This window comes from Streptomyces zinciresistens K42 (assembly GCF_000225525.1).
Taxonomy (GTDB): Bacteria; Actinomycetota; Actinomycetes; order Streptomycetales; family Streptomycetaceae; genus Streptomyces; species Streptomyces zinciresistens.
Genome location: NZ_AGBF01000416.1, coordinates 1 through 1,907, shown reverse-complemented (window position 1 = coordinate 1,907; position 1,907 = coordinate 1). Strand labels below are relative to the sequence as shown.

Sequence of the window (1,907 nt, the reverse complement as noted above, 5' to 3'; positions counted from 1 at the left end):
GACCCCGGCCGCCGCGAGCCCACCGGCGTCGGCCACCCCGTCGGTGTCCGGGTCGGCGCCGGAGAGTCCGTCGCCCACGCCGTCGGCGTCGGAGTCGGAGTCGAGCGCGTCCCCGTCGCCGAGCGCGTCGACCGAGCCGTCGAGCACGCCCTCCACGGTCAGGGCGACCGGGGAGGCGGAGACCCCGCCCGTGCGCGACCCCACCGCGCCCCCGGCCCTGGGCCGCGGCGACCGGGGCCCGGACGTGGTCGAACTGGAGCTGCGCCTGACCCAGTTGGGCCTGTACGGCAGACAGCCCAGGGGGACGTACAACGAGGGCGTGGAGGACGCGGTCATGCGCTACCAGTGGACCCGCGGAATCCGCCCGGACGACTACGGCGTCTACGACGCCGAGACCAGGCAGCGCCTGGAGTCGGAGACCACGGCCCCCTGACCCGGGCGGGGCCGCTCAGGGGCGCGGGGAACCGCGCGACCGGCCCCCGCCGACCCGTTCCCGGCCGCGCGGAAGGGCGACATGCGCGCGGCTCAGCCCGACCGGAAGGCTGCAGATGAGATCCCTACCGAACCTGAAGGGTCTTGAGGCGGCGCTCGTCGTCCGGACCGACTACTCCGACGAGCGCACCTGGCGTGACATCGAGGCCGAACTGCGCCTGCCCTGGGGCGAGGACGAGGAGTTCGAGGCCCGGGTGCACATCGTCGACGACCCGGTGTGGGCCGGGGCGCCGCCGGAGGAACTGCTGGCGGGCCTGCCGGCCACCGGGGGATGGGTGCCGGTGGTGTTCGTCGCCGATCTCACCACGATGCGGCACTCGCACTACGCCCTGCTCGCCGTCGACGGCGACAGCGACGACGGCGGCGACGGCGACGGCGACGGCGACGGCGACGGCGACATCGTCGCGGCCCCCCTCGCCGACACCGGGGGACCGGCGGGGGCGCCGTCGCCGGACGGGCGGGACGGGCTCCCCGCCGGCGCGTCGTTCCGGCTGGAGCCGGGGGCCGTGCAGGACGTGTACGGGCAGCTGTTCATCGCCAACATCGGTTTCGAGGATTTCGTCGAATCGGCCTGGAGCGACTCGGAGCACGTGCTCAGGTCCCCGTACTGAGCGGCCGACCCGACCCGGACCCTCCGGGCGGGCGGCGTTCAGCCCACCCGCAGGCGGACCCCGCCGCCCGCGATCCCCTCGACCCGTACCTCCCGCAGATCGCGGACCAGCACGTCCGGCCCGTACAGCCCGGCCCGCGCGCCCACCCCCACGACCCGCATGCCCGCCGCCCGCGCGGCCTCGATACCGGCGGAGGAGTCCTCGAAGACCACGCAGTCGGCCGGGTCGGCACCCAGTTCCGCGGCCCCCTTCAGAAAGCCCTCCGGGTCGGGCTTGCCGGCCTCCACCGACTCGGCGGTGATCCGCACCCCGGGCAGCTCCAGCCCGGCCGCGCCCATCCGCGCCGTCGACAGCGCGACGTCCGCCGACGTCACCAGCGCGTGCGGCAGCCCCCGCAGGGAGTCCAGGAACTCCGCCGCCCCCGCGATCGGCACCACGCCCGCCACGTCGGCCGTCTCCTCGGCCAGCATGCGGGCGTTGTCCGCGTGGTTCCGCGCCATCGGCCGGCCGGGGAGCAGCAGCGCCATCGAGGCGTACCCCTGCCGTCCGTGCACGACCTCCATCACCGCGTCGCCGTCCAGCCCGTGCCGGTCGGCCCAGCGGCGCCAGACGCGCTCGACGACGGCGTCCGAGTCGACGAGGGTGCCGTCCATGTCGAGCAGCAGGGCACGGGCGGTGAGAACGGCGGGCGCGGTCGTGGCCGGCATCGGGCAGCTCCGGGGCGAGGCGGCACGGGGTACCTGTGCGGCCCCCGGGAGGGACAAGGCGGCCCCGCCCGCCGGTCAGGGAAAACGGGCGGGAGCC

General features: G+C 76.0%; 4 protein-coding genes. 2 read left to right on the top strand and 2 right to left on the bottom strand.

Going from position 1 to position 1,907, the window contains the following annotated elements:
- Positions 1-204 (bottom strand): hypothetical protein (locus SZN_RS43080; RefSeq protein WP_007506302.1); only part of this gene is annotated, 204 nt, incomplete at its 3' end.
- Here SZN_RS43080 and SZN_RS43075 point away from each other — a divergent pair.
- Positions 191-433, top strand: coding sequence for a peptidoglycan-binding domain-containing protein (locus tag SZN_RS43075; protein WP_007506300.1), 243 nt, complete (start codon positions 191-193; stop codon positions 431-433). The genes SZN_RS43080 and SZN_RS43075 overlap by 14 nt on opposite strands.
- A 115-nt stretch (positions 434-548) precedes the next feature.
- Positions 549-1,103 (top strand): DUF6924 domain-containing protein, encoded by a 555-nt coding sequence (locus SZN_RS36890; protein ID WP_007506297.1) that lies wholly within the window; start codon positions 549-551, stop codon positions 1,101-1,103.
- Between the two features lie 38 nt (positions 1,104-1,141).
- Here SZN_RS36890 and SZN_RS36885 read toward each other — a convergent pair whose 3' ends face one another.
- On the bottom strand, positions 1,142-1,810 hold the full coding sequence (locus tag SZN_RS36885) for an HAD family hydrolase (protein ID WP_007506294.1): 669 nt from the start codon (positions 1,808-1,810) through the stop codon (positions 1,142-1,144).
- Between the last annotated feature and the right edge of the window lie 97 nt (positions 1,811-1,907).